This is a genomic window from Mesorhizobium sp. B1-1-7, assembly GCF_006442705.1.
Lineage (GTDB): Bacteria > Pseudomonadota > Alphaproteobacteria > Rhizobiales > Rhizobiaceae > Mesorhizobium > Mesorhizobium opportunistum.
This window is the reverse complement of record NZ_VFWQ01000012.1, coordinates 1-26794: the sequence shown is the minus strand read 5'-3', so window position 1 is coordinate 26794 and position 26794 is coordinate 1. Positions and strand designations below refer to the sequence as shown.

General features: G+C 63.2%; 25 protein-coding genes. 13 read left to right on the top strand and 12 right to left on the bottom strand.

Annotated features, from left to right (window positions below):
- Positions 1-51 precede the first annotated feature (51 nt).
- A complete protein-coding gene (locus FJ978_RS20985; protein ID WP_140573944.1) occupies positions 52-855 on the top strand; it encodes an ion channel in 804 nt (267 codons plus the stop codon).
- Positions 856-972: 117 nt separating this feature from the next.
- On the opposite strand, the gene FJ978_RS20980 is transcribed toward FJ978_RS20985, so the two are convergent.
- Positions 973-1854, bottom strand: a complete 882-nt coding sequence (locus FJ978_RS20980) for a DMT family transporter (protein WP_140573660.1) — start codon at positions 1852-1854, stop codon at positions 973-975.
- A 192-nt stretch (positions 1855-2046) separates the two neighbouring features.
- On the opposite strand from FJ978_RS20980, the gene FJ978_RS20975 reads away from it, so the two are divergent.
- Positions 2047-2553, top strand: coding sequence for a hypothetical protein (locus tag FJ978_RS20975; RefSeq protein ID WP_140573658.1), 507 nt, complete (start codon positions 2047-2049; stop codon positions 2551-2553).
- A gap of 44 nt (positions 2554-2597) precedes the next feature.
- On the opposite strand, the gene FJ978_RS20970 is transcribed toward FJ978_RS20975, so the two are convergent.
- Positions 2598-3926, bottom strand: a complete 1329-nt coding sequence (locus tag FJ978_RS20970) for a DNA polymerase IV (RefSeq protein WP_140573656.1) — start codon at positions 3924-3926, stop codon at positions 2598-2600.
- Positions 3927-3992: 66 nt separating this feature from the next.
- On the opposite strand from FJ978_RS20970, the gene FJ978_RS20965 reads away from it, so the two are divergent.
- Both FJ978_RS20965 and FJ978_RS20960 read left to right on the top strand, forming a co-directional pair.
- Positions 3993-4580, top strand: a complete 588-nt coding sequence (locus FJ978_RS20965) for a GNAT family N-acetyltransferase (protein ID WP_140573654.1) — start codon at positions 3993-3995, stop codon at positions 4578-4580.
- A 22-nt stretch (positions 4581-4602) separates the two neighbouring features.
- Positions 4603-6201 carry a hypothetical protein gene (locus FJ978_RS20960; RefSeq protein WP_181176736.1) on the top strand — a complete coding sequence of 533 codons (1599 nt, stop codon included), beginning with the start codon at positions 4603-4605 and terminating at the stop codon, positions 6199-6201.
- 50 nt (positions 6202-6251) lie between these two features.
- Here the strand turns inward: FJ978_RS20960 and FJ978_RS20955 are convergent, their stop codons facing one another.
- The gene (locus tag FJ978_RS20955; RefSeq protein WP_140573650.1) at positions 6252-6905 is read right to left on the bottom strand and encodes a hypothetical protein; all 654 of its coding nucleotides are present in this window, start codon (positions 6903-6905) and stop codon (positions 6252-6254) included.
- On the bottom strand, positions 6902-7201 hold the full coding sequence (locus FJ978_RS20950) for a DUF3572 domain-containing protein (RefSeq protein WP_140573648.1): 300 nt from the start codon (positions 7199-7201) through the stop codon (positions 6902-6904). The genes FJ978_RS20955 and FJ978_RS20950 overlap by 4 nt, the downstream gene beginning before the upstream one ends.
- A gap of 247 nt (positions 7202-7448) precedes the next feature.
- Between FJ978_RS20950 and FJ978_RS20945 the strand changes: the two genes are divergently transcribed.
- The 9 genes from FJ978_RS20945 to ugpC all read left to right on the top strand — a co-directional run bounded on the left by FJ978_RS20945 (position 7449) and on the right by ugpC (position 17711).
- Positions 7449-7820, top strand: coding sequence for a response regulator (locus FJ978_RS20945; protein ID WP_006334976.1), 372 nt, complete (start codon positions 7449-7451; stop codon positions 7818-7820).
- A gap of 33 nt (positions 7821-7853) precedes the next feature.
- Positions 7854-9227 (top strand): PleD family two-component system response regulator, encoded by a 1374-nt coding sequence (locus tag FJ978_RS20940; RefSeq protein ID WP_013895209.1) that lies wholly within the window; start codon positions 7854-7856, stop codon positions 9225-9227.
- A gap of 547 nt (positions 9228-9774) precedes the next feature.
- The gene (locus FJ978_RS20930; RefSeq protein ID WP_140573942.1) at positions 9775-11268 is read left to right on the top strand and encodes an FAD-dependent monooxygenase; all 1494 of its coding nucleotides are present in this window, start codon (positions 9775-9777) and stop codon (positions 11266-11268) included.
- 170 nt (positions 11269-11438) lie between these two features.
- Complete coding sequence (locus FJ978_RS20925) at positions 11439-12173, top strand: FadR/GntR family transcriptional regulator (RefSeq protein ID WP_013895211.1); 735 nt, start codon at positions 11439-11441, stop codon at positions 12171-12173.
- Positions 12170-13357 (top strand): PLP-dependent transferase, encoded by a 1188-nt coding sequence (locus FJ978_RS20920; protein ID WP_013895212.1) that lies wholly within the window; start codon positions 12170-12172, stop codon positions 13355-13357. Before FJ978_RS20925 ends, FJ978_RS20920 begins: the two co-directional genes overlap by 4 nt.
- 29 nt (positions 13358-13386) lie before the next feature.
- Positions 13387-14664, top strand: a complete 1278-nt coding sequence (locus FJ978_RS20915; RefSeq protein WP_013895213.1) for a sugar ABC transporter substrate-binding protein — start codon at positions 13387-13389, stop codon at positions 14662-14664.
- 203 nt (positions 14665-14867) lie between these two features.
- Complete coding sequence (locus FJ978_RS20910) at positions 14868-15791, top strand: sugar ABC transporter permease (protein WP_140573646.1); 924 nt, start codon at positions 14868-14870, stop codon at positions 15789-15791.
- Positions 15791-16639 carry a carbohydrate ABC transporter permease gene (locus FJ978_RS20905; RefSeq protein ID WP_013895215.1) on the top strand — a complete coding sequence of 283 codons (849 nt, stop codon included), beginning with the start codon at positions 15791-15793 and terminating at the stop codon, positions 16637-16639. Before FJ978_RS20910 ends, FJ978_RS20905 begins: the two co-directional genes overlap by 1 nt.
- A 4-nt stretch (positions 16640-16643) precedes the next feature.
- Positions 16644-17711, top strand: a complete 1068-nt coding sequence (gene ugpC / locus FJ978_RS20900) for a sn-glycerol-3-phosphate ABC transporter ATP-binding protein UgpC (RefSeq protein ID WP_140573644.1) — start codon at positions 16644-16646, stop codon at positions 17709-17711.
- Positions 17712-17814: 103 nt separating this feature from the next.
- Here the strand turns inward: ugpC and rpmG are convergent, their stop codons facing one another.
- From rpmG to FJ978_RS20860, 8 genes are all read right to left on the bottom strand, one after another.
- A complete protein-coding gene (rpmG, locus tag FJ978_RS20895) occupies positions 17815-17982 on the bottom strand; it encodes a 50S ribosomal protein L33 (RefSeq protein WP_006201775.1) in 168 nt (55 codons plus the stop codon).
- A 154-nt stretch (positions 17983-18136) separates the two neighbouring features.
- The gene (locus tag FJ978_RS20890; protein WP_140573642.1) at positions 18137-18595 is read right to left on the bottom strand and encodes a hypothetical protein; all 459 of its coding nucleotides are present in this window, start codon (positions 18593-18595) and stop codon (positions 18137-18139) included.
- 115 nt (positions 18596-18710) lie between these two features.
- On the bottom strand, positions 18711-19889 hold the full coding sequence (locus FJ978_RS20885) for an MFS transporter (protein WP_013895218.1): 1179 nt from the start codon (positions 19887-19889) through the stop codon (positions 18711-18713).
- Positions 19890-19966: 77 nt separating this feature from the next.
- Complete coding sequence (locus FJ978_RS20880) at positions 19967-20707, bottom strand: NUDIX hydrolase (protein WP_013895219.1); 741 nt, start codon at positions 20705-20707, stop codon at positions 19967-19969.
- Positions 20708-20780: 73 nt separating this feature from the next.
- The gene (locus FJ978_RS20875) at positions 20781-21233 is read right to left on the bottom strand and encodes a DUF983 domain-containing protein (RefSeq protein WP_140573640.1); all 453 of its coding nucleotides are present in this window, start codon (positions 21231-21233) and stop codon (positions 20781-20783) included.
- Positions 21233-23551: a ribonuclease R gene (gene rnr, locus FJ978_RS20870; RefSeq protein ID WP_140573638.1), complete on the bottom strand. Its 2319-nt coding sequence runs from the start codon at positions 23549-23551 to the stop codon at positions 21233-21235. The genes FJ978_RS20875 and rnr overlap by 1 nt, the downstream gene beginning before the upstream one ends.
- A gap of 6 nt (positions 23552-23557) precedes the next feature.
- Complete coding sequence (topA, locus tag FJ978_RS20865) at positions 23558-26170, bottom strand: type I DNA topoisomerase (RefSeq protein ID WP_140573636.1); 2613 nt, start codon at positions 26168-26170, stop codon at positions 23558-23560.
- 339 nt (positions 26171-26509) lie between these two features.
- Positions 26510-26794, bottom strand: a 285-nt coding sequence (locus FJ978_RS20860; protein WP_140573634.1) for a hypothetical protein, incomplete at its 5' end; no start/stop codon positions are given.

Below are 26794 nucleotides of genomic sequence, written 5' to 3'. Positions count from 1 at the left end.
AAGGCGGCCGCGCACCGGGCAGCATTGGCTGCCCACATCGCCGCGATCGGCATGAAGACCGCCGACAGGGGCACATCGCGAGACCTTTCCGCGCTCGCGCGGCTGCGCAACACGCTGCGCAAGCTCTATCATGGGCGCACGCCGGCCGCTTTCCGGTTCCAGCTGGCGGCTGTCATCATCGACCTGGCCATCATCGCCTTCTTCATCGCCACGCCGGTCATCCAGCAGACGGCCTCGTTTCTGTGGCTGGACTATGCCGTGGCGGCCCTCGTTGCCGCCGATCTGACCGCCAGGCTGCTGGCTTCCAATGACATGCTGCGCCTGATGAAGCAGCCGACCTTCTGGGTGGATGTCTTCATCCTTCTGACGCTGCTGATGCCGACGGCGCTCGCCAGCCTCGGCTTTCTGCGCATCCTGCGGCTGTGGTCACTGTCGCGCAGCGGTTCGATCTGGCGGCATTTCGAGATGCGTGGTTTGCGCCCGTGGCGCGAGGCGAGCCACGCGGTCATCAACCTCTTGACGTTTCTTTTCGTCATCACCGGCTTCGTCTACACGTTCTTTTTCCGCAACGGAGCCGGGCTGGAGAACTACATCGACGCGCTTTATTTCACCGTCGCTACGGTGACGACGACCGGTTTCGGCGACATCGTGCTGCCTGGCATAGCCGGCAAGCTGACGGCGATCGTCACCATGATCATCGGCATATCGCTGTTCGTCAGGCTGGCACAGGCGATTTTTCGACCCGCAAAGGTATTCTTTCCCTGTCCGCAATGCGGATTGCAGCGGCATGAACCGGATGCCGTGCACTGCAAGGCCTGCGGGCACGTCCTCAACATCCCGAACGAAGGCGACTAGAGCATTTCACCGTTTCACGGAAACGGCGAACCGCTCTATCTCTTTGTTTTTACGCAATTCCGGACGGAAAACCGTGTCATACTTTTCCTGGAACTGCTCTAGGTGTATTGGCCGGCGTTACGATGCCGCCACTTCAGCCGGCTTTACCGGCCTGCGCTGCAGATTGAGCAGGTTGCCCATCAGGATCAGCAGCGCGCCGCCCGCGGTGAAGGCGTCGATCTGCTCCTGGTAAAGCAGCCAGCCGACCAGCGCCGACAACGGCACGCGCAAAAAATCCATCGGCGAAATGACGGTCGCGTCGGCATAGGTGAGCGCGCGGGCCATGCAGAAATGTGATGACATGCCGGTGAAGGCGATCAGCACGATCCATCGCCAAAGCTCCAATGGAGGGTTGCGCCATTCATAAAGGGCTGGAACGAGGCCAACTACCGATTGGATGATCAGCATCCAGAAGATGATACGCACGACGCTGTCCGTGCGCGTCAGCGATTTGACCAGGACCACCGAAATGCCGAAGCAGACCGCGGCGCCCAGCACGACCAGATGTCCCGGATCAACCGAGCCTACGCCTGGACGCACGATGACCACCACGCCGATCAGCCCGAGGACGACAGCCGCGAGTTTCGGACGGCTCAGTCTTTCGCCGAGAAATGTCACCGCCAGGATCGCCGTCCAGATCGGTGTCGTGAATTCGATCGAAATCAGCACCGCCAGCGGAATCAAGGTCAAGGCGTAGAGCCATGCAGCCTGCCCGGTATAGTGGATGACGTTGCGCGCGATATGGGCGAGGGGGCGCTGCGTGCGCATCGCCGTAAAGCCGCCGCTGGTCAGCACCAGCGGCAGGAGGATGAAGAAGCCGATCACCGAGCGCAGTTCCAGCACCTGGAAGACATTGAGTTCGGCCGTCGTGGCGCGGCCGGCCACCGACATCGCCAGGAACGAGGCGATCGACAGCGCCATCCAGAATGCGGCCTTCGAGAGGGAGGGGGCAGGTGACATGGCCGCTATGTCGCAGGCCGTGGCTTTTGGAGCAATCGCTAGTTGCTCCATTCTTCTGGGCCAGTTGCAAGGGGCAGCGTTGCAAAACGGTCATGCCGCGGGCGGAACCCGATACGGCAAGGGGCGTTGAGTCCCCGATATCCAGCCGTGCTTCGCAAGACGTTTTGCCCTCCAGAGACAAGGAGAGTTTCAATGAGAACATTCACACAATTCGCGCTTGCCGGCTGTCTTCTGGCGGCGACCGGTACGGCACATGCCGACGAGGCCAAGTTCCTGCAGTCATTCAAGGGCAATTTCGCCGGCAAAGGTATCGTCAAGGTCACCGCCGACGCGCCGACGGTGAACGTGTCCTGCATATTCAAATCGAACGCGACATCGACGTCACTGGCGCTCGACGGCAATTGCCGCGGGCTCATTGTGGTGACGCGTGCCATCAGCGCCGACCTGAAAGCCGCCGGCGCGAAATACAGCGGGACCTATGTCGGGTCGCGGACGGGGCCGGCACAGCTCAACGGCAGCCGTTCGGGCAATGCGATCAATCTCGGCATTCGCTGGGCAAAGGAAGTCAACGGTGATCGGAAGGCGCAGATGAAGGTCGAAAAGACGGGCGAGAACAGCATCCGGTTGACGGTTGTCGACACCGACCCAAAGACCGGCAAGAGCATCGTGACGAGCCGGATCGATCTGAGGCGTACCTGATTCTCGATGCACAGAGGGGTGGTGGACGCATCCCTGGGGCAGCGTCATTCCTCGAGCGGCTCCGGTGGGTGGGCATCTCGCCCTTTGCCGAATGTATAACCGGTTTCCACCGCCTTGCGGCCGAACTTGTCGCGCAAGGCATCGATGGCGCCCTCGGCCATGGCGCGTTTGCGCGACTGGAGGTCGACCAGATCCGGCGGGTCGGCCTTGTCGTCGTCGGAGAGGTCGCTGACGCCGATGCCGAGCAATCGGAATTTCGTTCCGTCGGTTTCCTTGCGCAGAAGCTCTACGCCAGTCGAAAAGATGCGATCCGCCAGCCTGGTCGGATCGCCAAGCTGGCGATTGCGCGTGCGCAGCTTGAAATCCTGGGTCTTCAGCTTCAGCACCACGGTGCGTCCGGCGATGCCTGACTTTTTCAGCCGCGCCGAGACCTTCTCCGAAAGGCCTCTGAGCACCGAGACGAGCTCCTCCAGCGACGCGATGTCGGTGTCGAAGGTGGTTTCGGCCGAGACGCTCTTGGCGTCCTGGTCGGGGTCGACGCGGCGCACGTCCTCGCCGCGCGAAAGCCGGTAGAGCCGGTCACCCATCGTGCCGTAGCGGCGCATCAGGTCGGCGCGTTCCATCTTCTGAAGCTGGCCGATGGTGCGGATGCCGTCGCGCTCCAGCGTGGCGTTGAACGCCTTGCCGACGCCCCAGATCATGGTCACCGGCTGCACCGCCAGGAAGCCGACCGCCTCGGCCTCGCCGATGATCGAAAAGCCGCGCGGCTTGCGGAAGTCCGACGCGATCTTGGCGAGGAACTTGCAGTAGGAGAGGCCGGCCGAGACGGTGATGCCGATCTCCTTCTCGACGGCCAGCGCAAAGCGCGCCAGCACCACCGCCGGCGGCAGGCCGTGCAGCCGTTCGGTGCCGGAGAGATCGAGGAATGCCTCGTCGATCGACAGCGGCTCGACGAGCGGCGTCAGCGCCTGCATCATGGCGCGCACCTCGCGGCCGACACGAACGTATTTCTCCATGTTGGGCGGGATCACGACCGCTTCGGGGCAGGCCTCGAGCGCCTTGAACATCGGCATCGCCGAGCGCACGCCCCGGATGCGGGCGATGTAGCATGCGGTGGAGACCACCCCGCGCTTGCCGCCGCCGATGATCAGCGGTTTGTCCTTGAGCGTCGGGTTGTCGCGCTTCTCGATCGCCGCATAGAAGGCATCGCAATCGATATGGGCGAGGTGCAGCCGGTAAAGTTCTGGATGGCGGGCAAGGCGAGGGCTGCCGCAGCGTTCGCAGCGGCGCGTTTCACTGCGCTGATACGTCAGGCAGTCACGGCAAAAACCGTGATCGGGATTGTTGACAGGAGCCGCCATCACTGCGAACATAAAGAGAACAAAAGCAATGGTACGACAGTGCAAGGCCAGCGACAAGCTTGGCCTGGGGAGAACCGTATGAGCACAACCATAGTGCCGCTGGTGCCTGAGCTCTGGCCCGATTTCGAGGACCTTTTCGGCAAGCAAGGCGCCTGCTACGGCTGCTGGTGCACGCACTTCCGGCTGGCGCCGGCAGCGCGGCGCGAGAGCAGCCGCGAACGCAACAAGGACCACATCAAGGCACGCATCGAAGCCGGTCCGCCGCCGGGCCTGCTGGCCTTCGAGGACGGCAAGGCGGTTGGCTGGATGCAGATCGGGCCGCGCGCCGACGTGCCCGAATGGAACAACAAGGGCAGGGGCTCGGCGCCGATCGATCCCGCCGACGCTTCAGATCCGGCCGTCTGGGCGATCTCGTGCTTTTTCATCCGCTCCAAGGCGCGCGGCAGGGGCATCACGCACCGCCTCGTCAAAGGCGGCGTCGAGTTTGCCCGCGGGAATGGCGCACGGCTTGTCGAGGCGTGTCCAATAGACCTGTCCCGCGATTCGCGTTCGCTCGGGCTGTTCGTCGGCTCGTCGCGGGTCTTCGAGAAGGCCGGCTTCGAGAGGCTCGTCGAGCGCAAGGCCGGCCGGCCATTGATGCGGCTGGTGCTGGAGCCTCGCGTCTGACCATCGTCGTCTTGCAGTTGCGATGGTATTTCCCTACCAGAAGTACGAAGCGATTTTGCCTTTTGACCAGAGGGGAATTCCCGTGAACCGTATGTTGCCAGTTGCCTTTACCGCGCTCCTGCTCAGCGCGCCCGCTTTCGGCCAGACCGTCGACAGCCAGGGCGCGAAGCAATTGTCCGATGAACTGTCCCGCTATGTCGGCAAGCAGGCACTCGACAAGGGAATCCTGAAGGTTTCGGCCGAAGGCGATGCCTACAAGATCGTGTTCGATTTCAAGGCGCTCGCCGGGAGTTTTCCTGACCAGAAGCTGGTGAAATTCGACTTTGCTCCGTACGCCTTGATGGTCAAGCCGCGCAGCGACGGGACCTGGGATGTTTCGATGGATTTTTCGCAAAGCGCGTCCTTCGAGTTCAAGGGGCCCGAGGGGCTGCAAAGCACGCAACTTTCGATCAAGGACGGCAAGGGCTCCGGCGTCTACGACCCCGGCCTGGCGGCGTTCATCAGCGGCGTCAGTTCGGTAGCAGGCATGACGATGACATCGAAGGATGCCAAGCAGCAGATGGACGTCAGCGCCGGTGCCGGCACCGCGACCCTGGCCGCCACCAAGGCTGCCAATGGCGGCGTCGATTTCACGACCTCGCAGAAAATGTCGAACTTCGTCGAGGCGATAAAATTCAATGATCCCGAGAGCGGGCTGAATTTTCCGGTCACCGTGAAATCGCCGGAATTTTCCGTGGAGGCCAGCGGCAAGGGCGTGCAGAGCAAGCCGCTGCTCGACCTCCTGGCGTTTGCCGTGGCCAATGAGGACGAGAAGACGCTGAAGGCAAACCAGGCGCAACTCAAGTCGCTTCTGCTCGCCGCGCTTCCGGTGTGGGAGCGCATCGACGGCACCTATGGCTTCAAGGATTTCGCGGTCGACAGCCCGATCGGCACGTTCGGGGCGACCCAGCTCAGCACCGCGTTCGGCAGTGACGGCGTTTCGCAAAACGGCACGGTCAGCTACGGCATCAAGGCGTCGGGGCTGACGGTGCCTCAGCAGCTTTTGCCGAGCTGGAGCGTGGCACTGCTGCCCACCGATATCGACCTGAATTTCGGCGGCGCCAACATCGACCTCGACAGCATGGCGAAGAAGGCGATCGAAGCCTTCGATCTCAATCAGAATCCACCGCTGCCGGCCGAGTTCGGCGACCAGCTTAAAGCCGACTTCCTGGCCAAGACGCCGAAGGTGGTCATTGGCCACAGTGTCGTGAAGAACAAGGACATGGAGATCGTGCTCGAAGGCGAGCTGACGAGCTTCGGCCAGAAACCCGACGCAAATCTCACGGTCGATGTCGCCGGCTTCGACAAGATCGTCGCCGGCCTGCAGGAGGCGGCAAAGTCCGAACCCGAAGTGGCGCAGTACGTGCCTATGGCTCTCGTCGTGAAAGGGTTTGCCAAGACGCTGCCGGACGGCAAGTTGGAATGGGTTGTCAGCACCAAGGCCGACGGCTCGGTCACTGTCAATGGCGTCATGCTGAAGCCCGCCGATCCGGCGGTGGACGACAGCGTCGACGATGGTGATGGCGAGGACGACGACAGCGGCGGCGACAATGGCGGATCAGGGGCGAAGCTGAATCCTTGAAGGTTCGGCCCTCGAGTAATTCCGGGAAAAGTTTTCCGTCTGGAATTGCCTCAGAGCCCCAACGCGCCCGCGATCTTGGGCGCGGCTTCGCGCCAGTCCTGCACGACGATGACGTCGTTCGCGACCGGCGGCAGGAACGCGCGCAGCGAATTGTCGGCCATCAAGTGGAAAAGATCTGCGTCGGCCACCGCTTCCCGCACCGACGCCAAATTGTGCGGCTGATCGTCGACGAAGACCACTGGCCGGCCGCTCTTGCCGCGCAGCCTGGCCACTGCCGGCCCTTTGGCCATCTCGGTGGTCAACAGCGGATAGCGTAGCCCCAGGGCATCGAGATGGGCACGGCGCACGGCGCGATGCCTGTGCGGCATGGCGGTCAAGAGGATGATTTCCGCGCGGCCGCCAAGCCCCGCCAGCGCTTCCGTGGCACCATCGGTGATGCTCTGCCAATCGGCCTGCGCGTCGAAGAAATCGCCCAGGAGCGCCGTTACCTCGGGCTGTTCGATCAGCCGGCCGCTGGCCGTTTCGGCAATGTTGCCGGTCAGGCGGAAGGAGGCCAGCGTCAGGCCGTAACCGCGCGACTTGAGGAAGTCCGGGAAGGGCCGGATGAATTCGAGCACAACATCGTCGACATCGAGCACCAGCAATGGCCTGTCGTCGGCCGCCAGTTCCTCGATCTGGCGCGCGGTCTCCGGATCGTCGCTCATATGGAATGCTCGTGATTGTCGTCGCCGAGCGGCAGCGCCCGCAATGCCTTGCCGACGGCTGCTGGCGGCGTACTGGTTTCCTCGGCAAAGCGCATCAGGGTCGGCTCGTGGGCGAGAATGAACTGCAGGACGCCGGCCAGGAAACCCGGCTCGCCGGCGGCCCGGCGGATGGAATGCGCCTCTATCCCGGTGATCGCCAGGAAACGGGGCAACAGCTCCGGATCGGAGGCGACGAAGCCCAGTGCCTTGACGGCAATGGTTTCAGCCTCTTCGCGCATTGACGCCGCGTTTGCCATCACTACCTTCGGTGTGTGGAATGAGTCTCTCCCGCAGTAATGGCAAGATCTGCTTGCGGCAAGCCTTTACAGCGCGGCGCGCCTTTTGGACGCGCGGGAGGCGAGGTGGAATTCGCGACGCTTTGCAGCCCGAGGGTTTCCGTTTCGTCAATCATATTGCCGTATAGTGAAGCAGGGTTTGGTGCGTTCAAGGGAAGTTCGCATGACGGCCGCCTTCGAGCGGAGGGACGGCCGAGACGGGATGTCGATGCCTAAGAAGGTCATGATCGTCGAGGACAATGAGCTCAACATGAAGCTCTTTCGGGACCTCATAGAAGCCAGCGGCTACGAGACAGTGCGCACCCGCAACGGTCTGGAGGCCCTCGACCTCGCGCGCCAGCATCGGCCGGATCTCATCCTGATGGACATCCAATTGCCCGAAGTGTCGGGACTGGAAGTGACCAAATGGCTGAAGGAAGACGACGATTTGCATGTCATCCCGGTCATCGCCGTGACCGCCTTCGCCATGAAGGGCGACGAAGAGCGCATCCGCCAGGGCGGCTGCGAGGCTTATATTTCGAAGCCGATCTCGGTGCCGCGTTTCATCGAAACCATCAAATCCTACCTGGGCGATGCCTGATGCGCCCTTCCAGCCGAGCCGGAGCCTTATGAAATGACCGCGCGGATCCTCGTCGTCGACGACATCCCTGCCAATGTGAGGCTGCTGGAGGTCCGGCTGCTGGCCGAGTATTTCGAGGTGCTGACTGCCACCAACGGGCCCGATGCGATCGAGACCTGCGAGAACGGCAAGGTCGACGTCGTGCTGCTCGACGTGATGATGCCCGACATGGACGGGTTCGAGGTCTGTCGCCGGTTGAAGAGCGATCCGGCGACGTCGCACATCCCGGTGGTGATGATCACCGCACTCGACCAGGTTTCCGACCGCGTGCGCGGGCTCGAGGCCGGCGCCGACGATTTCCTGACCAAGCCGGTCAACGACTTGCAGCTGATGACGCGCGTCAAAAGCCTGGTCCGGCTGAAATCGCTGACCGACGAACTCAGGCTGCGCGCCTCGACGACGCGCAACATCGGCATCGAGGAACTGCTCAGCCGCAATTTCGCGTCCGAGGACACGGTGCCGAAAGTGCTTTTGATCGACGAACGTAAATCGTCGGTCGAGCGCATCCAGAAGATGCTGCGCGACCGCGCCGACCTCGACGTCACCAGCGATCCGCATGCCGGTTTCTTCCAGGCTGCCGAGACACCCTATGAATGCGTGATGATCTCGACGGCGTTCGCCGATTTCGACCCGCTCAGGCTCTGCTCGCAGCTGCGTTCGCTCGACCGCACCCGTTTCGTGCCGATCATCCTTTTGGCGGATGAGGGCGAGGAGGAGCGCATCATCCGTGGCCTCGAGCTCGGCATCAACGACTATCTGATGCGCCCGATCGACCAGCAGGAGCTGACGGCGCGGCTGCGCACCCAGGTGCGCCGCAAGCGCTACAACGACCAATTGCGCGCCAGCGTCACCCAGACCATCGAAATGGCGGTGACCGACGGCCTTACCGGGCTGCACAACCGCCGCTATCTCGACAGCCACCTGCAGACGCTGTTCGACCGCGCCGTGGCGCGGCGCAGGCCGCTTTCGGTGATGATCACCGATCTCGACCGCTTCAAGGCGATCAATGACACGCATGGCCATGACGGCGGCGACGAGGTGCTGCGGGAGTTCGCGCGGCGGCTGCGCAAGAACGTTCGCGGCATCGACCTTGCCTGCCGGTTCGGCGGCGAGGAGTTCGTGGTGGTGATGCCGGATACCGATGGCGCCGTGGCTGAGAAGGTGGCCGAACGCATCCGCGCTGAAATCGCCCAACAGCCGTTTTCCATCGGCGCCGACGGCAAGACGATCGAGGTCACCGTCAGCGTTGGCGTGTCGTCGGTTCTGAAGGGGGTGGATACGGTGGCGGCGCTGATGAAGCGCGCCGATCTCGCGCTCTATGAAGCCAAGAGCGGTGGCCGCAACCGCGTCGTCGCCAAGGCGGCGTAGCGCCCAGGCCCGATTATCCAGTCAACCCGACAGGGTTACCCGTTTACCTTAATCCAAGCGATTTCCGAGCATTGGTTAAGAAAGTGTTGATTTTCATAAGCTCTTGCGCAAATGTGCTGGTCAAGACGAAGCCGGCACGAGGATAGATAGCCGGCTCGATCCCCAGAATACCCCATGATGCTCAGGTCCGCCGCATCTCCTGGGTCCGTGGGGTCGGCCGGCCGGCGCTGGCAAATAGTGGCCTCCTCGTACCGCTGCCAAACGCCGACCGGCCCCCTTTCCTGAAAATGACATCAGGACTCTGCGCCAAACTCCGAAAATTCCTGGGTTTTTGCGCACGAAAAATCTCGACGCTTCCTGGACTGTGACGGCTCAATCGCGTGTGACGCACCGCCATGCCGCAACGTGAGGATCTTACGCCGTTCATGGATGGAGGGAGAGTCCATGCCTCTCCATTTCATACATATGGCGCACAAGGGACTTGCTTCAAGGCCCGGTTCTTCCCGTAAAACCCCGGCCCAAGCCAACGGAAACGGGAGTGACGAGAATGCTTGTGCCGACAGACGGATCGCCACGGGATCATGCGGTGGTGATCGCCGGCGGCGGTCCGACCGGGTTGATGCTGGCGGGCGAACTCGCATTGGCCGGCGTCGATGCCGCCATTGTCGAGCGGCGCCCGACCCAGCATCTGATCGGTTTGCGCGCGGGTGGTCTGCACGCACGCACGATCGAGGTTCTCGATCAGCGCGGAATTGCCGATCGGTTCCTCTCGCAGGGGCAGTGCTTCCCGACCGTCGGCTTCCACATGATCCGCTTGGACATCAGCGACTTTCCCAGCCGGCACAACCATCTGCTGGCGCTGCGGCAAAACCATATCGAGCGGATATTGGCCGACTGGGTCGGCGAGTTAGAGGTGCCGATCTATCGCGGACAGGAAGTCACGGGTTTTGCGCAGGATGATGACGGTGTCGACCTGGAGCTGTCCGGTGGCCGACGGGTGAGGGCGCAATACCTCGTCGGATGCGACGGAGGACGCAGCACGATCCGCAAGGCGGCGGGCATCGAGTTCGCCGGATGGGATCCGACGATGAGCTGGATGATCGCCGAGGTCGAGATGTCCAGGGAACCGCCATTGGGCTTTCGCAGCGACGCCTGCGGAATTCATGCGATAGGCAAGATCGAGGAAGGCGGTCGCGTAGGTGTCGTTCTAACCGAGCGGCAATTGAACGCCGGCGGCGAGCCGACACTGCGCGATCTCAGCGAGGCGCTCACAGCCATCTACGGCACCGACTACGGCGCCCACAGCCCGACCTGGATATCCAGGTTCACCGACATGACGCGTCAGGCCGCGGCTTACCGCGACAGGCGCGTGCTGCTGGCCGGCGACGCCGCGCATATCCATCCCCCGATGGGCGGGCAGGGGCTCAATATCGGCGTGCAGGACGCGGTCAATCTGGGATGGAAGCTGGCCCAGGTGGTCAAGGGAACCTCACCGGAAAGCCTGCTCGACAGCTACCACGCGGAGCGCCACCCGATTGCCGCCCGCGTCCTGCGCAACACAATGGCGCAGGTCGCGCTTCGTCGCAGGGATGACCGCACCGAGGCTTTGGGCGACATCGTCACCGAGCTTCTCGCCATGGACGAGCCCCGCAGGCGGATCGCCGCGGAAATGTCCGGTCTGGGTGTCCATTACGATCTCGGCGAGGGGCATCCGCTGCTTGGCCGGCGCATGCCCGACCTCGATCTGGCTACAGCCAATGGGCCGTTGCGACTCTTCACGCTGCTGCATGATGCACGGCCGATGCTCCTCAACCTTGGGGAAGCGGGCAGGCTGGACATTGCGCCCTGGGAGGACCGGGTTCGGCAGATCGACGCCGAATATGCCGGTGCTTGGGAGCTTCCGGCCCTTGGGGCGGTCGCCGCGCCAGATGCTGTTTTGATCCGGCCCGATGGCTATGTGGCCTGGGTCGGCGTTGGAACCCGACACGGTTTGGCCGACGCGCTGACCACCTGGTTCGGACCCCCCGCCGCCAAGGGTTAGGTGACACGGTCGGAAGATCGGCCGGGCGTAACCTTCTGAAAACGCAGCTGCTTCGCTACCTTCAACAGCTTGATGGTGGGTGGTCTCCTGACAAGTGATTGACAGGAGTTTCCATCCATGCAGAAATTGGTTGGACCATTGGACCACTTGTGTGCGCTTCGGGAGGATTTGTGGACCAGAACAGCCTGCCACCCATTCAGACGACGGCGCGCGATGACGCCGTGCTGAAGGCGTTGGTGGGCTTTGTTCGTGCCGAGGCCCTGCAGCCGGGCGAGCGGCTTCCGACCGAGCGTATCTTGGCCGAACGGCTCAAGGTCAGCCGCAACACGGTGCGCGAGGCGCTGACGCGGTGGGAGGGGCTCGGCCTCGTCGAGCGCCGGCAAGGCAGCGGCACCTATCTCAAGGCGGCGGTGTCACCCGACATGCTGCACATGCCGCTGACGCTCGCGGGCGGCAACGACTTCACCAGCCTGATGCAGACGCTGGAGATCCGTCGCGCGCTGGAGGCCGAGGCTGCCGCATTGTGCGCCGAGCGCGCAAGTCCGGCCGACATCGCCGAGATCGAGCGCAAGCTCGACATTATGGAGCAGGCGTTTCGCACCCGCGACGGCATGTCCTCGGAAGAAGACTGGGAGTTCCACCAGGCGGTCTACCGGGTCTCCGGCAACCCGCTGTTCGAACAGATCATCGCCGCCATGCACGAGCTGTTCCATCGCTTCTGGGAGCACCCGCTTGGCGTGCGCGACTTCGGCCATGCCAGCTTCCCCTATCATCGCACCATCTACGAATGCATCGCCGCGCGCGACCCCCAAGGCGCTCGCGCCGAGGCGCTCAAGCTGATCGCCACCGTCGAGGACGATCTCAAGCGCGGTGCCGCCAAACTCAAACTTTCGAGCCAGACATGAACGAGCACCTGACCGCTTTCGAGTACGACTATCTCGCCGAGGCGGCGACGCTCCTGGCGCACGACGAACCGTTCCCCGGTGGCGCGGTGGTGCCGCCGATCTACCAGACCTCATTGTTCACCTTCGCCAACTATGCCGAAATGGCCGACACCTTTGCCGGCAAACGAAAGCAGCCGATCTATTCGCGCGGCGACAATCCGACGGTGATGGAGTTCGAGGCCCGCGTCGCCGCACTCGAGGGCGCCGAGGCCGCGCGCGGCTTTTCCAGCGGCATGGCCGCGATCAGCGCCACGGTGCTTGCCTTCGTCGGGGCGGGTGAGCGTATCGTCGCGGTGCGCAACTGCTACGGCGATGCCTACCGGCTGTTCGAGCGTCTTCTGCCGCGGCTCAACATCAAGGTCGACTATGTCGACGGCTCCGATCCGGACGCGGTCGCCGCAGCTCTTCCCGGGGCCAAGCTGCTTTATCTGGAGAGCCCGACCTCGATGCTGTTCGAGCTGCAGGATTTGCCACACCTGACCCGGCTGGCCAGGGAGCAGGGCATCATCACAACCATCGATAATTCCTGGGCAACGCCGGTGTTTCAGAAGCCGATCTCGCACGGCGTCGATCTGGTGCTGCATTCGGCTTCGAAATATCTTGGCGGCCATAGCGACACCGTCGCCGGCGTGGTGGCGGGTTCGGCCGCCCACGTCAAGCACATCAACGAGCAGACCTATTCCTATCTCGGCGGCAAGCTGTCGCCGTTCGAGGCCTGGCTGCTGCTGCGCGGCTTGCGCACGCTGCCGCTGCGCCTGCCGCATCATATGAAGAGCGGCCTGACCATCGCCGACCGGCTGAAGGCGCATGCCAATGTCGAACGCGTCAACCATCCGGCCTATTCCAACCATCCGGGCAAGGCGACGCTGGCCGGCTATGCCGGCCTGTTCTCCTTCGAGGTGACGGAGGATATCGACATCCCGATCTTCGTCGATGCGCTGAAGCTTTTCCGCATCGGCGTCAGCTGGGGCGGCCATGAGAGCCTGGTCGTGCCAGCCAAGGCGTCGCTGGAACAGACGCCGGGACTGAATTCGATGGCGCGCTTCGGCGTCAGCCCCCGAACCATCCGCTTCAATGTCGGATTGGAAAGTGTCGAAGACCTGTGGGCCGACGTGGCCCAGGCCTTCGAAAAAGCCAGAAAGTAACAAGCGGGTTCAAAATGGGAGTCTTGAACATGAAAAAACTGACCGTCATGCTTGCCACCGTTGCGGGGCTGGCGATTTCCGCCGGCGGCGCGCTGGCCGATTCGACCCTGAAGATGGTCGAAGTCATCACCAGCCCGCCGCGCACCGAATTCCTGAAGAAGCAGATCGCCGAGTTCGAAGCAGCCAATCCCGGCGTCAAGGTCGAGCTGATCTCGCTGCCCTGGGGCCAGGCCTTCGAAAAATTCCTGACCATGGTGCAGGCCGGCGACACGCCCGACGTGGTCGAGATGCCGGAACGCTGGATGGGCCTCTATGCAAACAATGCCCAGCTCGAGGATCTCGGCCCCTACATGGCCAAATGGGACGACGCCAAGACGCTGGGCGACCGCGCCAAGCAGTTCGGCTCGACCGTCAACAACACCCAGTTCATGATCCCCTACGGCTACTATGTGAACGCGCTGTTCTGGAACAAGAAGCTGTTCAAGGAGGCAGGTCTGGACGGCCCGCCGGCGACGCTCGACGAATTCGTCGCCGACTCCAAGAAGATTTCGGCCATTCCAGGCAAATACGGCTACTGCCTGCGCGGCGGGCCGGGCGCCTTCAACGGCATGCACATGTTCATGAACATCGCTCAGGGCAAGGGCGGCTACTTCAACGAGGACGGCACCTCGACCATCAACGAAGAGGGATCGGTCAAGGGCCTGCAGATGCTGGCCGACATGTACAAGGACGGCCTGGCGCCGAAAGACGCGGTGAGCTGGGGCTTCAACGAAACCGTCACCGGCTTCTATTCCGGCACCTGCGCCATGCTCAACCAGGACCCCGACGCGCTGCTCGGCATTGCCGACAAGATGAGCGCCGACGATTTCGCGGTGGCGCCGCTGCCGGTCGGGCCGAGTGGCAAATCCTATCCGACGCTGGGGTATGCCGGCTGGGCGATGTTCGCCAATTCCCAGCACAAGGATGACGCCTGGAAGCTGATGTCGACGCTTCTGTCGCCGAAGGACAATCTTGAATGGGCCAAGGAAGTCGGTGTCGTCCCGATCCACAACGGCGCCGACCAGGATCCCCATTTCAAGACCGAGCAGTTCAAGGGCTGGTTCACGGAGCTCAGTGACAGCTCCAAATATGAGATGGTGACGCCGCCGACGCATCTGGAGAACCTCGGCAACTTCGTCGACCAGGTGGCAATCAAGAATTTCCAGGAAGTGCTGCTTGGCCAGAAGACCGCCAAGGATGTCGCCGACCAGTGGGCTGCCTTCCTGACCAAGGAACAGCAGGACTGGATGGCGAAGAACAAGAAATAAGCGCGTTCTTTCCCTCTCCCGTTCACGGAGAGAAGGTGTCACGAAGTGACGGATGAGGGGCGGCGGTAGTTTTGCCTACTTTGCGCTGCCCCTCATCTGCCTGCCCATCCTTCGCAGCCGCTGCGCTGCAGCTTCGGAGGGTGAACCGGCACTTCTCCCCGCTCATTATCCATCCGCTGCTCCAGGGAGCCGATCCTCACCCAATGACCTATGCCGTGTCCGAAATACGATCCGTCGGCAAGCCTCGAAAGAAGCGGCTGTCGCATGCCGCTATCGAGCCCTGGCTCTATCTCAGTCCGGCGATTATCCTGCTGGTGGTGGTGCTTTTGGTGCCGCTGGTCATCGGCATCAGCTATTCGTTCCGTAAATTCTCCGCCTTCAAGTCGGAATATGTCGGCCTCGGCCAGTACCAGGCGATGCTGTCGGACCAGGTGCTGGGGCAGGCGCTGGTCAACACGCTGTGGTGGACGGTCGCCAGCCTGTTCTTCCAGTTCTTCCTCGGCCTTGGCCTGGCGTTGCTGCTCGACAAACCGTTTCGGGGCCGCAAGGCCGTGCAGGCGCTGGTCTTCCTGCCCTGGGCGGTGCCGTCCTTCCTGTCGGGCCTGACATGGGCCTGGTTATTCAACCCGATCGTCGGGCCACTGCCGCACTGGCTGTTCGCCTTGGGGCTGAAGGCCGAGCCGACCAATGTGCTGTCCGATCCCTCGACCGCGATGTGGGGGCCGATCGTCGCCAATATCTGGTTCGGCATTCCGTTCTTCGCCATCACGCTGCTGGCGGCGCTGAAATCGATCCCGTCGGAACTGCATGAGGCGGCGGCGATCGACGGCGCCTCGCCCTGGCAGCGCTTCACCAAGGTGACATTGCCGTTTCTGGCGCCGACCATTGCCATCACCGTGATGCTGCGCACCATCTGGATCGCCACCTTCGCCGACCTGATCTTCGTCATGACCGAGGGCGGTCCGGCCGGCTCGACCAACACGGTACCGGTCTACATCTATGTCAGCGCCTTCAAGTCGCTGGACAAGGGCTATGCCTCGGCGGTGGCCGTGCTGCTGCTCGTGCTATTGATTGCCTATGCGATCGCGCTGATCGCCATCCGCCGCTCGCTGGTGAGGCACGTCTGATGATCGCAGGACGCTCAGCCTCGCAACGCTTCTTCGGCGGCATCGGCCTCTACGCAGCCATCGCCGCTTACGTGATCTTCGCCCTGTTCCCGATCTACTGGACGCTGAAGATATCGGTCACGCCGGAGCGGCTCCTCTATTCCGAAGGCATCACCTTCTGGCCTTCGCAAATGACGTTGCAGAATTTCGTCACCGTGCTCGAGGCCACCGATTTCCCGCGCTATTTCCTCAACAGCGTCATCGTCTCGGTATCGACGGCAGCCCTGGTGACGGTCATCGCGACGCTCGCCGGCTACGCCATGTCGCGCTTCACCTTTCGCGGCAAGGCGGCACTGGCGCTGATGCTGCTTTTGACCCAGACCTTTCCGCTGGTGATGGTCATCCCGCCGATCTACCGCGTCATGGGGCAGATCGGCCTGATCAACAGCCTGACAGGGCTGATCATCATCTACACCGCTTTCAACACCGCGTTCGCGACCTTCCTGATGCAGTCCTTCTTCGACGGCATCCCCAAGGATTTGGAGGAAGCGGCGATGATCGACGGCTGTACCCGTGCGCAGGCGATGCGCAAGGTGATCGTGCCGCTGACGCTGCCCGGCATGGGTGCGACGCTGGGCTTCGTCTTCACCGCCGCCTGGAGCGAACTTTTGTTCGCCCTGATGCTGATCTCCAGTGACGACCAGAAGACCTTCGCTGTCGGCTTGCTCACCTTCATCGGCAAGTTCGCCGTCGACTGGGGGCAGATGATGGCGGCGTCGATCCTGGCGCTGATCCCGGTCTGCATCTTCTTCGCCTTCCTGCAACGCTATCTCGTCACCGGCCTGACCGCCGGTGCCGTCAAAGGATAGATCGATGGCCTCTGTCACACTCGAAAAAGTCCGCAAGGATTATGGCGCCGTCCGCGTCCTGCATGCGGTCGATCTTGAAATAGCCGACGGCGAATTCGTCGTGCTGGTCGGGCCGTCAGGCTGCGGCAAGTCGACGTTGCTGCGGATGATCGCGGGGCTGGAGGAGGCTTCAGGCGGCGAGATCCGCATCGGCGAGCGGCTGGTCAACGACGTGGCCCCCAAGGACCGCGACATCGCCATGGTGTTCCAGTCCTACGCGCTCTACCCGCATATGGATGTGTCCAAGAACATGGGCTTCAGCCTGATGCTGCGCAAAGCCGAGAAGCCGGCGATCGATGCGCGGGTGGATGGAGCGGCCAAACGGCTGGGCCTGGACACTTTCCTGCAGCGCCTGCCGCGGCAACTGTCAGGCGGCCAGCGCCAGCGCGTCGCCATGGGCCGCGCCATCGTGCGCGACCCCAAGGTCTTCCTGTTCGACGAGCCGCTGTCGAACCTCGACGCCAAGCTACGCGTCCATATGCGGGCCGAGATCAAGGCACTGCACCAGCAGTTGAAGACGACCTCGGTCTACGTCACCCACGACCAGATCGAGGCGATGACCATGGCCGACCGCATCGTCGTGATGCATGACGGGCTGATCCAGCAGGTCGGCGCGCCGCTCGATCTCTACGATCGCCCGGCCAACATGTTCGTTGCGGGTTTCATCGGCTCGCCCGGCATGAATTTCCTGCCGGCGGCGGTCCGCAAGGGCGGGAAGTCGGACGCCGTGCTAGCCGACGGCCAGGCACTGCGACTGCCGGACGGACTGCCGCTCGATGACGGCGTCGCCGTCACTGTGGGTTTGCGGCCCGAGCACATCAGGCTGGACGACGACGGTGCGCTACAAGGCGAGGTGGGGGTGGTGGAACCGCTCGGCCTGTCGACGCAATTCTACGTCAAGCTGGCCAACCAGCAGCTTTGCGTGTTTGCCATGGGCCGTGCCGGCGTCAAGCCCGGCGACACCGTGCGGCTGTCGGCCGACCCGGCGTCGCTGCATCTGTTCGACCCGAAAAGCGGCGACCGCGTAGGTTGAAGCAATCGGCCGGGGCCGGGGTACTTCGGTCTGCTGCCCCTGCCTTGCAAACAAAAAAGCCGCCCATCGGGCGGCGTTCCTGTTTGCAAAGGGAAAACCCAGATTACTTGATCTTGGTTTCCTTGAATTCGACGTGCTTCTTGGCGACCGGGTCGTACTTGCGAAACGACAGCTTGTCGGTCTTGGTGCGGCTGTTCTTGCTGGTCACGTAGAAGAAACCGGTGTCGGCGGTCGACAGAAGCTTGATCTTGATGTTTGCGGCTTTGGCCATGATATCAGTCCGTTATGTTCGTGGGGTTTTGGCCGCTGGAGCACGGGAAAACACCCGGACGCGGGAAACTTGGCGCGACACATAAAGAACGTGCCCGGAAAGTCAAGCCCGGCGGAGCTTCTCCGACCCACGGGAACCGCCCGATGGCCGCAAATCACGCGGTTTCTGTCTCCGGCGCCGCAACCTTCTTCCAGTCTCCGGTCGTGTTCCACCAGCGATTCGGGTTGGCGCGGTCGTCCAGCCCCTTGGACCTGCTGGCAAGGATCGGCTGGATGCGGATCACCGGCTCCTGATAGGAGTGCGCCTGGAAAATCGCCTCGACGACGCGGGCAGCCAGCGCCTGGTCATCGGGCAATTCGAATGAAACCTCGACCGTGCCCGGGCGGCGGCGCAATTCGGTTTCAGCGCCGGCCGCTGCCCCGTCAAGCGGCCTGTAGCGCTCGATGCCGTGCGCGGACTGATAGGCGTTACGATCGTACTTGCCCATGGCCAGCGGGGCGAGCGCCACCACCGCGTCCATGATGCGGTCGACATCGGCGGCCGGAGCCTGGAAGCTCACAAGCAGCAGAAGCGTCATGCGCAGAGATGTGGTTTCAAAGCCGCTGTCGATCATGGGAGTGTCCTCAACTTCGGATGTTTTGGGGACACTCTTTTAACCGGGTGCTCCTGACAAGGTTCTGTCAGCATCGTGCCTCCGGGGGCGGACAAGGGCTTCGACCGGTGCGAGACTACAAGAGGATCTTGCGGATCAGCCTGAAGCAGACCAGGGCGATGTAGGCGCCGAAGAACAGGCCGAGCGACCAGCCGAAGCCGGACGGGCCGAATGCATCCATGCCGATGCCGATCGCCTGTGGACCGAGCACCATGCCGACGCCGTAACAAAGCACGAAGGCGGCGTTGGCGGATGCCAGTTCATGGCCGGAAAGCTGAGAGCCGAGATGGGCAAGGCCGATCGTGTACATGGCCGCGACAACACCGCCCCAGACAAACAGAAGGGCGGCCATCAGATGCCAATTCTGCGCAAAGAAAGGCATGAAGACGGTGCCGACGAGGCCGACGGTGGCGCAGGCGAGCAGCAGATAGCGGCGGTCGCTGACGCGGTCGCTGATCATGCCGATGGGGATTTGCAGCAAAACGTTGCCGAGACCGATCATGGTCAGCAGCAGTGCCGCGTCGGCTTCGGAATAGCCGATGCGGTTGCCGTAGACCGGAAACAGCGCGAAGCCGCCGGTCTCGACGGCGCCGAAGACCAGGACCGCGGCGGTCGCCGACGGCACCAGCCAGATATAGCGCAGGAAATTGCTGGTTTCGCCATCGGCTACAATGCTCGGGCTCTCGTTGCGCGCGGCCAGCACCGGTATCGCGGCCAGCGTCACCAGCGCGATGATGACGCCGAACGGCCTGAAGCCGGAACTGCCGAGATGGGCGAACAACCACGGCCCGGCGGCAAAGCCGAGCGACAGGACGGTGGCGTAGATGCCAAGGACCAGACCGCGCCGGTGCGGTGGCGCCGAGGTGCTGATCCAGAATTCCGACAGGATGAACAGCACCGTCAGCGCGATGTGCAGCACGATGCGCAGCGGAAACCACATCCAGAAGTCAGGCGCGAAGTGAAAGCCGACGAAGGCCAGCGCGCCGGCGGCGATCATCGCGATCATGGTCCAGGCGACGCCAAAGCGCATGGCGAGCGGCGTGGCGAGCGGGGCGCCCGCGATCGAAGCCAGGCCGGCGACGGCCGTGTTGAGGCCGATCATCGAAGCCGAATGGCCGCGCGTTTCCAGGATGACGCTGAGCAACGGCATGCCGAGGCCGATGGCGATGCCGACGACGCTGATCGACGAGATCGCCGCCACCATCGGCAGCCAATGTACGCGTTCGTCGCCCTGTTGTTGGGTATCGACCGTCATGAGATGCTGAATACTCTGTCTTTTTGATCTTAGGCAATTCCGGACGAAAACCGCGTCACGCTTTTCCTGGAAGTGCTCTAGAGAAGTTCGCGGGTGAAGCGGTTGCCGACAAGCCGGTAGAAGGGGACGGAACCGCCGGGACGCAGCAGCGGATCATGGGCGAGGCGCTTTTCCAGCTCGTCCAGGATCATTCGCGTGATGTCGGGGATGTCGGCTTCCCTTGCCTTGGCAAGCGGCAGCCAGACCAGTTCCTCGAGTTCGTTGGTCGGGCCGCCGCCAGCCAATTCGACGGCGACATCGTCGCGCCAGGCGCTGAAGAAGCGCGTGTCGAAGCGGCGCACCCGGTTGGGCGGGGTGATGGCCCGCGCGATAAAGCGCAGCATATCCAGGGAGGGCTGCACGCCATGCTCGGCAAAGCCTTGCCAATCACGCCTGGCGGTCGCGAAGACGCCTTTGCGGCCGATCAGCAGCCCGGCTTCCTCATAGGTCTCGCGGATCGCCGACAGGGCGATGGCGCGGGCGCGCGCCGCGCTCGTGCGGCCGGGACCGGCAAGCAGCTTTGCTTCCTGCTCAGCGTGCAACGCGGCGGCGACCGGGATGCGGCTGTCGGCAGGGTCGGTGCGGCCACCGGGAAAAACGAATTTTCCGGGCATGAAGGCATGGCCGGCGTGGCGGCGGCCCATCAGCACCAGCACCTCATCGCCCTTGCGGTCGAGAAGGATCAGGGTCGCGGCATCGCGCGGACGTATCGGCCGATCGCTATGGGCGACCATGCTCCGCTCGATCCCATCGACTTGCGCCTTGGTCATACCATCCATGCGCACGACCTAGCGGAAACTTCTTGCATGCGAAAGTGGCCTTGACCATTGGCGTATTGCGCCAGCCTGCACCTCAGGCCCCGGGATGCGGCTCGATTGCATCCTTTTCGCCACCGAATCCGTGCATATAGAACGCCCATTGCAGTCCGATGACGGCACCTTTGACAGGCTGCAGCAGCGCAACCGACAAAAGGATGGTCAAGGGCACCCAGATGACGATGTGCTGCCAGGTCGACAAGGTCGACGTCGCTTCCACACCCATGAAGGCACCGAGAATGATGTGGCCGACAATGACGATGACCAGATAGGCGGGCAGGTCGTCGGCGCGATGGTGGTGGATCTCCTCGCCGCAGACGCTGCAGGTCTCGACGGTCTTGGTGAAGCCGCAGAACAGCTTGCCTTCGCCGCAATTCGGGCAGCGGCCCAGCAGGCCGCGCTTCATCGCCGTCCACAGCGGGCGGGCAACCCGGCCCGAATGATGTTCGCCACCGAAAACCTGGTCTTGTATCCCTAATTCTTTTGGCATCATCGTCTCCTGCCGCGCGAACCCGGTCGCGATTGCGACGCACGGGCGCGGCCCTTGGCCTTGTGAAACGACTTGACGGAGCCTGGCAGGGGCTTCGGGTCGGTCAACATCTCGAAGCGCATCGCGCCGGCCATCGGTGCCACCTCGACGAGCCGGACCTCGACGCGATCCGCAAGCTGGTAGCCTTTGCCCGAGCGTTCTCCAAACAGGGAGCGGGCCGCTTCGTCGTATATATAGTAATCGCCGCCCAGAGTTGACACCGGGATGAAACCATCGGCGCCATATTGCGGCAATTGGACAAATAGTCCCGATCTGGTGACGCCGGAGATGCGGGCGTCGAAGCGGTCGTCGATGCGCTCGGCAAGATAGGCGGCGATCAGCCGGTCGACCGTATCGCGTTCGGCAGCCATTGCGCGGCGTTCCGTGCCGGAGATCAGCACAGCAACGTCTTCGAGCCGGGCTTCTTCGTCGCGCGTCAGCCCGCCCGGGCCGAGGCCGAGTGCGGCGATAAGTCCACGATGCACGATGAGGTCGGCATAGCGGCGGATCGGCGAGGTGAAATGCGCATAGCGCCTGAGGTTGAGGCCAAAGTGGCCGATATTCCCAGGCGAATATTCGGCCTGGCTCTGCGACCGCAGCACCACTTCGTTGACCAGCCCTTCATTGTCGGCGCCGCGCACGCGCTCCAGGATGCCGTTGAACTGGCTGGGCCGCATCTGTGCGCCGCGCGCCAGCGACAGCCCCAGCGTCTGCAGGAATTCGCGCAGCGATTCCTGCTTGGCGAGCGATGGCGCGTCGTGGACGCGGTAGACCAGCGCTTGCTTCTTCGCCTCGAGCGACTCGGCGGCGGCGACATTGGCCTGGATCATGAATTCTTCGATGAGCTTGTGGGCATCGAGCCGTTCGGGCACGATGACGCGGTCGACCGTGCCATCCGGCTTGAGCACGATCTTGCGCTCCGGCAGGTCGAGTTCCAACGGCTGGCGGCCGTCGCGTCCACGCTTCAGGATCGCGTAGGCGTCCCACAGCGGCTTCAGCACCGTGTCGAGGATCGGGCCGGTCTTGTCATCCGGCACGCCGTCGATCGCCGCCTGCGCCTGCGGGTAGGCGAGCTTCGCCGCCGATTTCATCATGATGCGGTGGAAAGAGTGCCTGATCTTGTGACCGTCGGCGGCGAAGGTCATGCGCACCGCCAGCGCCGGGCGGTCCTGGCCCTCACGCAGCGAACAGAGATCGTTGGAAATGCGTTCGGGCAGCATCGGCACGACGCGATCGGGGAAATAGACCGAATTGCCGCGCTTCAGCGCTTCGCGGTCGAGCGCAGTGCCATAGCGCACATAGGCGGCGACATCGGCGATGGCGACGGTGGCGATCACGCCGCCCGGATTTTTCTCATCGAGGTCCGGCGTGGCGAATACCGCGTCATCGTGGTCCTTGGCGTCGGCCGGGTCGATGGTGACCAGCGGCAGGTCTCGCCAGTCCTCGCGGTGATCGAGCGTCGCCGCCTTGACGGCCTCGGATTCGGCGATGACGTCGGCCGGGAAGATGTGGGGAATGTCGTGGGCGTGGATGGCGATCATCGAGACCGCCTTTTCGCTGGTCAGCGACCCCAGCACATTGAGCACCTTGGCGTGGGGCAGACCGTAGCGCGAGGCGCGCGCGGGCTCGACCTCGACCAGATCGCCGTTTTTGGCGCCGTTCTGGAATTCCTTGTCGACGATCAGTTCCGGCTGGCGCCGTTCCACCGGTTCGATGCGAAAGGTGCCGTCCTTGAGCACGCGGAAGACGCCGAGAACGGCATCGGTGCGTTTCTCGAAGATCTTCATCACCCGGCCGGTATAGGCGGGGCCGCCCAGGGCGACATTCGTCTCGTCGGTGGGAAAGGTCTTGGCCAGCACGCGGTCGCCAATGCCGGGCGCCGGTCCACCACCACTGCGCGACAGGCGGATGGAAACGATGGGCGGCGGTCCATTGGCCGTGTGTTCGATGGGACGCGCCAACAGCACGCCGTCGGCGTCACGGTCGAAAATATCGAGGACCGTGACGTGGGGCAGGGCGCCGACGCGGGCCAGCCCCTTGCGCTCCTTGGTCAGGACACCTTCGTCCTGCAGGTCACGCAAAATGTCCTTCAGCCAGATGCGGTCGTCGCCGCGCAAGGCGAACGCCTTGGCGATGTCGCGCTTTCCGGCGCGATCGGGATTTTCGGCGATGTAGCGCAGGATCTCGTCACGCGAGGGCCGGTAGTCGTCCTTGACCTTGGCCCTGGTGTCGGCGGTGCGCGGATCGCCGTGGCTTCTTCCGGTGATCTTGCGCGCCACGCCGTCCTATCCTTTTTTCTTCGCGGCCGGCTTCTTGGTCGCCGCTTTCTTGGTTGCCGGGGACGCTGCCTTGCGGAACGGCTTCTTGCCGCCGCCGCCCTTGGCTTCCCTCTCGGCGATCAGCGCCAGCGCATCCTCGATCGTCACCGATTGCGGATCCTTGCCCTTGGGCAGCGTAGCATTGACCTTGCCGAAATTGACGTAAGGCCCGTATTTGCCGTCGCGAACGACGATCTTGCCACCGCCGTCCGGATGGTCGCCCAGTTCTTTCAAGGCAGCGGCGGTGCCGCCGTTGCGGCCGCCTTTGGCCTTCGATTGCTTCTCGGCAATCACCGTGACCGCGCGGTTGAGGCCGATCGAGAACACGTCCTCGATGCTGTCGACATTGGCGTAGGTGCCGTCGTGCAGCACGAACGGACCGTAACGACCGAGCCCGGCCGAGATCATCTTGCCAGATTCGGGATGTTTTCCCACATCGCGCGGCAATGACAGCAGTGCCAGCGCCTTTTCATGGTCGATGGATTCGGGTGTCCAACCCTTGGGCAGGCTGGAGCGCTTGGCTTCCTTGCCGTCGCCGCGCTGGATGTAGGGGCCGAAGCGGCCTGAGCGCAGCGTGATTTCCTCGGCCGTGTAAGGATCCTTGCCGAGCACCTTGGTGCCGTCCTCGCCGCCGCCATTCTCGGCATTCGGGTTGGCGGCGTCGCCGAGCTGGCGGGTGAAGGAGCATTCCGGATAGTTCGAACAGCCGACGAAAGCGCCGAACTTGCCGAGCTTCAGCGACAGATTGCCGGTGCCGCATTTCGGGCAGATGCGCGGGTTCGAGCCGTCTTCCCGCGCGGGAAACACCAGCGGCGCCAGTTCCTCGTTCAGCGCATCGAGCACGTCGGTGACGCGCAGTTCCTTGATGTCGGCGACGGCGCCGGAAAAATCCTTCCAGAAGTCGCGCAGCACGTCCTTCCAGGCGAGCTTGCCGTCGGAAATCTCGTCGAGCTTTTCCTCCAGCGAGGCGGTGAAATCATATTCGACATAGCGCTCGAAGAAGCTTTCCAGGAAGGCCGACAGCAGCCGGCCCTTGGCCTGAGGCACCAGCCGGCGCTTGTCGATCGTGACATAGTCGCGGTCCTCAAGCGTCTTCAGGATCGCGGTGTAGGTCGACGGGCGGCCGATGCCGAGCTCTTCCAGCTTCTTGATCAGCGTCGCCTCGGAGTAGCGAGGCGGCGGCTCGGTCGTGTGCTGGGTGGCGTTGATCGCCTGGCGGGCGAGCTGCTCGCCGGCACGGATCTCGGGCAGGCGGCGGTTTTCCTCGTCCTCCGCGTCGTCTTCCTTCTGGTCGGTGTAGGCGGCGATGAAGCCGTCGAAGCGGACGACGGAACCGACGGCGCGAAGCTCGGCGGTGCGCGAGCCGTTCACCGCCTCGATCTCGACGGTGGTGCGCTCGATCTCGGCCGGCTGCATCTGGCTGGAAATGGCGCGCTTCCAGATCAATTCGTAGAGCCGCATCTGGTCGGAATCGAGGTATTGCCTGACCGATGCCGGAGTGCGCATGAAATCCGTCGGACGGATCGCCTCGTGCGCTTCCTGGGCGTTCTTGGCCTTGGTCGTGTAAACGCGCGGCTTTTCCGGCAGGTATTTCGGGCCGAATTCCTTGGCGATCGCATCGCGGGCAGCGTCGATCGCTTCCGGCGCCATCTGCACGCCGTCGGTTCGCATATAGGTGATCAGGCCAGTGGTTTCGCCGCCGATCTCCATGCCTTCATAGAGCCGCTGCGCCACCTGCATGGTGCGGGTGGCGGAGAAACCGAGGCCCGAGGAGGCCGCCTGTTGCAGCGTCGAGGTGGTGAAGGGCGGGCCCGGATTGCGCTTGGTCGGCTTGGCCTCGACGGACAGCGCCTTGAAGGCCGCACCTTCGAGCATCGCCTTGATGTCGTCGGCCTGGGCCTTGTTGGCAATGTCGAGCTTCTGCAGCTTCTTGCGCTCGAAGGCGGTGAGCCGGGCTTCGAAAGTCTCGTTGCGGGGCGTGCCGAGAATGGCGGCGATCTGCCAATATTCCTCGCGGATGAAGCGCTCGATCTCGGATTCGCGGTCGCAGACAAGGCGCAACGCCACCGACTGGACGCGGCCGGCCGAGCGGGCGCCCGGCAATTTGCGCCACAGAACCGGCGACAGCGTGAAGCCGACGAGATAGTCGAGCGCCCGGCGGGCCAGATAGGCATCGACCAGCGGCGCATCGATCTGGCGCGGATTGGCCATCGCTTCCAGCACCGACGACTTGGTGATGGCGTTGAAGACGACGCGGCTGACCGGCTTGTCCTTCAGCGCACGCTTCTGCTTCAGCACTTCCAGCACGTGCCAGGAGATGGCTTCGCCCTCGCGATCCGGGTCGGTGGCGAGGATCAGGCCATCGGCATCCTTGACCGCCTTGGCGATGTCGGCGAGGCGCTTGCCCGAAGCGGTGTCGACCGCCCAGGACATGGCGAAATCCTCGTCCGGACGCACCGAGCCGTCCTTGGCCGGCAGATCGCGGACATGGCCGAACGAGGCTAGAACCTTGTAGTTCTTGCCGAGGTATTTGTTGATGGTCTTTGCCTTGGCCGGCGATTCGACGACGACGACGTCCATGAGGTCTCTTATTCAGCTGTGATGCGCCAGAAGAATTCCGCTGCGCGCGACGAAATCTCGTTCCCTGTTGCCGCTCACATGGCCGCGCTTTTGCATCCGGTCAAGGGGAAGCGCCCAAATTGCGGGGATGCCGGCAGCAATACACTCTTAGAGTGTATGGAGAAAATCACAGAATTTGGCTGAGAGAGACGATGGTCGCAAATTGGCGAAAACGACCGGGCCCCGTTTCGATGAGTCGAGGAATGCCGTCCTCGATCATGAGGCCGGCCGCCGGCGGTATCGAAGGATGCCCGGCGACCAGCTGATGCCCCGCCAACAGGCGGGAAGCGGGAAGGAGGCTCAGTCGGCCTTGACGACGTGCCAGACGCCGGCGACACCGTCACCGCTCATGTCGCCAGCCTTCTTGTCCTTGACGAAGGTGTAGACCGGCTTACCGTCATAGGCCCACATCTTGGTGCCGTCGGTGCGTTTGACAACGCTCCATTCGTCGTCCGCCTTGGCGCTGGCCGCGGCCTTCAGCGGCGGCCAGTTGGCGGCGCATTTGTCGTAGCAGTTCGACTTGCCCTTGCTGTCCTTGTCATAAGTGTAAAGCGTCATGCCCTTGGCATCGGTGTAGATCTTGGT